The sequence below is a fragment of the Pseudomonas sp. Sample_24 genome, assembly GCF_004307605.1.
GTDB lineage: Bacteria > Pseudomonadota > Gammaproteobacteria > Pseudomonadales > Pseudomonadaceae > Aquipseudomonas.
The window spans coordinates 1-3,645 of record NZ_RCNW01000315.1; the positions used below are offsets into that span (position 1 = coordinate 1).

The window sequence follows — 3,645 nt, forward strand, 5'->3', positions numbered from 1 at the left end:
TGTCCAACGACATCCTCAGCCTCAACGTGCTGCTCAACAACCTGACCAAGAACAAGCTGGTGGCCCACGCCGCCATCTACAGCGTCGACAACCGCATCCTCGCCGAAGCCGGTCAGCGGCCCAAGCACGGCTTGCTGGGCGAAGCCGAGGGCATGTACCAGAGCAAGATCACCTTCCAGGACGTGACGGCCGGGCAACTGCGCATCAGCCTGGACATGGATCAGTTCCAGCAGCCGATGACCATCAGCCTGCAAAGCATGGGCATCCTCAGCGCGATCCTGCTGGCACTTTCCCTGGCCTTGAGCCTGCGCCTGGGTCGGCACATCTCTACGCCGCTCCTGCAATTGCGCGTCTGGCTGCGCAATATCGACGAATACACCCCGGCCACCGAACGCCAGGACGAGATCGGTGATCTGGCCCGGCAACTGCACGCCAACTTCGCACCGGAACCGGCCGAGCCTGAACCGGAGCCGGAACCCGAGCTCGAAGACAGCGATGATGACGATGCCGAACCGGGCTTCGAAGTGCGCAACCTGCGCGATCCGAGCTTCGACGAAAGCCGGCCGATGGCGGCGAAGAAAGCGGCCCCACGGCGCGTTGTCAGCACCGTTGAAGACGATGACGACGATGCGTTTGCCGATTTGCTCGATGACGCAGACAGCGTAGTGAAACCGCTTGCCCGCCCTGCTCCTTCGAATGTACCGCAGCACAGCGCCGTTCTGGCCGTGCAGCTGGGCTCCCAGGAGCAACTGCGTCGCTTGCCGCGCACACGTCTGGAAGAATTGCTCAAACGCTATCGTGATTGCCTTGATCAGGCCGCTTCGTTGTACGAGAGCGAACTGCACACGCTGAACGACGGCAGCACACTGATGCTGTTCCACACCGAAGACAGCGGCGACGATTACCTGACCAATGCCATTTGCTGCGGCGAATTGCTCCGCGCGCTCGGCCACCAGTTACAAATCGAAGTCGCCGACAGCGGCATCACCCTGCAATTGCAGCTGGGCCTTACCCTGGGCGACGATTTGTTCGGTCTGAGCCAGATCGATCTGCTGCTGACCGATGCCGCCCAGGACGCCCTGGCCCTGTCGCAACACAGCCGCAACCTGCTGCTGGTGGAACGCAAGATCAGTGACGACGCGCTGATCCGCCAACGCGCGCGGATCCGCCCGATTGCCAGCCCTGAAGGCGCTTGCTGCGTAGAGCGGTTGATGGAGCCTTATCCGTCGATGCTGGAGCGGCAATTGGCGCGGATGCATGAACGCCGGGCGTAAGCCTTAAGCCCCGTTGTGAAAGAGCCCGCAGATCATCACTCGTCTGCGGGCTGATCGTTCCCATGCTCAGCGTGGGAATGCCTCCAGGGACGCTCCGCGTTCCAGCCCCACCTCCTTCCAGCCTGGCCCTGATGTGACGCAGAGCGTCACGGGCTGCATTCCCACTGAGCATGGGAACGATCATCTCCAACCCGCAGAAACAACAAGGCCCGCATCAAAGCGGGCCTTGTCATGAATCAATCACAAGCTTAGAAGCGGAACACTTCCATGTCCGTGCGAATCGGCGAGGCCATCGGGATCTTCGGCTGCTTTTCCGCTTCCGCCGCCGGTGCCACAGGCTTGGCCGCCGGTTTTTTTGGCGCTTCGGCGATTGGCGGCTGGTTGGCCAGAGGCTTGAGCGCAGTCGACAGCTGTTCGGCCAGTTTCTGCAACAGCACACCCTGAGCCTGAACCTGCGCCGCCGTGCTGCCGGCGTGCTGCTCCTGCAAATGAATGATGCGATTGTCGCGGACCTGCCCACGACGGTCGATGAGGCGCCATTGCGCATCGAGGATGGCCGGCTGCTTGGTCCCAGAATCCAGGCGCGTGATGGTCAACAACACTTGAACGTCTGGCGTGAAGCCAACGGTGGCCGGCGCCAATACCACGCGCTGGCTGTCCAGATGACCGGCGACCTGACGCAGCAACAACTGGTCGATGTCGGAAGACAGGCTGCCGGCCCAGCGACCGTCGGTCGCGGCTTGCAGGCTGCCGTCGGGCTGACGCTGCAACAGGGTTTCGCGTTGCAGATAGTCGGCAACGGTCACCGGGCCCAGCAATACAGCCATGCCCGCGCTTTGCGCAGGCTGAACCGGACTACCGCTGTCCAGTTGATACAGCGACACCGGCTGGTGAACGCTGCAGCCCGCCAGGCCAAGAACGCCGGCGAGCATCAGAATAAAAGGAAGGCGCAGAGCAGTCATCGTCCCATCCAGGTGATTGCCACAAGGCTAATCACAGTGAAAATACTCAATAAATATGAAGAACGCTCGGCCACGCCGGCGCTTGAAAGGCCATATCATCCGTGAATATGCGTTCCGACTCCAGCGCGAAAGCGTCGATCTACGCGTTAAATCGTAGATCGAGCGCTCTAGGACGCTTAATTGAGGTTTTCGACGAGCAGCGCATCCACCCGCTGGAAGCCACGCGGCAGTTTATTACCACGACGCCCACGCTCACCCTTGTAGTGTTCGAGGTCGTCTGCTTTCAGTGACAAGGTACGTTTTCCAGCCTGAAGCACCAAGGTTGCACCCTCCGGGATAACGGCGATGTCCGTGACATATTCTTCGCGACTGGCCACTCGCTCACCGGAAATCCCGATGATCTTGTTGCCTTTGCCCTTACCTAATTGTGGCAGATCGCTGATCTTGAAGATAAGCAGGCGACCTTCGGTGGTCACCGACGCCAACCAGTTCTGTTCACGATCGGCGACAGGCCGCGGCAGGATGACCTTGGCGTTGTTCGGCAGGCTCAACAGCGCCTTGCCCGCCTTGTTCTTGGCCTGCAGGTCTTCACCCTTGACCACGAAACCGTAACCGGCATCGGAGGCGATCACGTACAACGCATCGTCTTCGGGCATCAGCACGCACTCGAAACTCGCCCCCGGCGGTGGCGTCAGACGACCGGTCAGCGGCTCGCCCTGGCCACGGGCCGATGGCAGCGTGTGCGCAGCCACCGAATAGCTGCGACCGGTGGAGTCGATAAACACCGCAAATTGGTTGGAACGCCCCGCCGCCAGGGCCTTGAAGCCGTCGCCAGCCTTGTAGGAAAGCCCGGTGGCGTCGATTTCGTGACCTTTGGCCGAACGTACCCAGCCTTTCTCCGACAGAACGACTGTTACTTTCTCGTTCGGCAGCAGATCGTGTTCGGTCAGGGCCTTGGCTTCAGCACGCTCGACGATTGGCGAACGGCGGTCATCGCCATAGGTTTCAGCGTCCTTGATCAACTCGCTGCGCACCAGCTTCTTCAGCTTGGCTTCACTGCTCAGCAAGGCTTGCAGCTTGGCTTGTTCCTTGAGCAGTTCATCCTGCTCGGCGCGCAGCTTCATTTCTTCCAACCGCGCCAACTGACGCAAGCGGGTGTCGAGAATGTAGTCAGCCTGGATCTCGCTCAGGGCAAAACGCTCGATCAGCGCGGCTTTCGGATGTTCCTCGGTGCGGATGATGTGGATCACTTCATCCAGGTTGAGGTAGGCAATCAGCAAACCGTCCAACAGGTGCAGGCGACGCTCGACTTTATCGAGGCGGAATTGCAGGCGTCGACGAACGGTCTGAACCCGGAACTCCAGCCACTCGACCAGCAAGGCGCGCAGGTTTTTCAGCTGCGGCTTGCC

General features: G+C 60.7%; 3 protein-coding genes. 1 reads left to right on the forward strand and 2 read right to left on the reverse strand.

Features of this window, described 5'->3' with window-relative positions; translation table 11 throughout:
- The coding region (locus D8V06_RS16855; RefSeq protein WP_130931354.1) for a HAMP domain-containing protein at positions 1–1,274 on the forward strand (1,274 nt) is incomplete at its 5' end.
- A 248-nt stretch (positions 1,275–1,522) separates the two neighbouring features.
- On the opposite strand, the gene D8V06_RS16860 is transcribed toward D8V06_RS16855, so the two are convergent.
- Both D8V06_RS16860 and D8V06_RS16865 read right to left on the reverse strand, forming a co-directional pair.
- The gene (locus tag D8V06_RS16860) at positions 1,523–2,236 is read right to left on the reverse strand and encodes an ABC-type transport auxiliary lipoprotein family protein (protein ID WP_056852353.1); all 714 of its coding nucleotides are present in this window, start codon (positions 2,234–2,236) and stop codon (positions 1,523–1,525) included.
- 176 nt (positions 2,237–2,412) lie between these two features.
- Positions 2,413–3,645 (reverse strand): DNA gyrase subunit A (locus D8V06_RS16865; RefSeq protein WP_277751306.1); only part of this gene is annotated, 1,233 nt, incomplete at its 5' end.

What these genes read in the sequence shown, in the direction of transcription:
- D8V06_RS16860 (WP_056852353.1), bottom strand. Translation starts at nt 2,236, where the DNA reads ATGACTGCTCTGCGCCTTCCTTTTATTCTGATGCTCGCCGGCGTTCTT.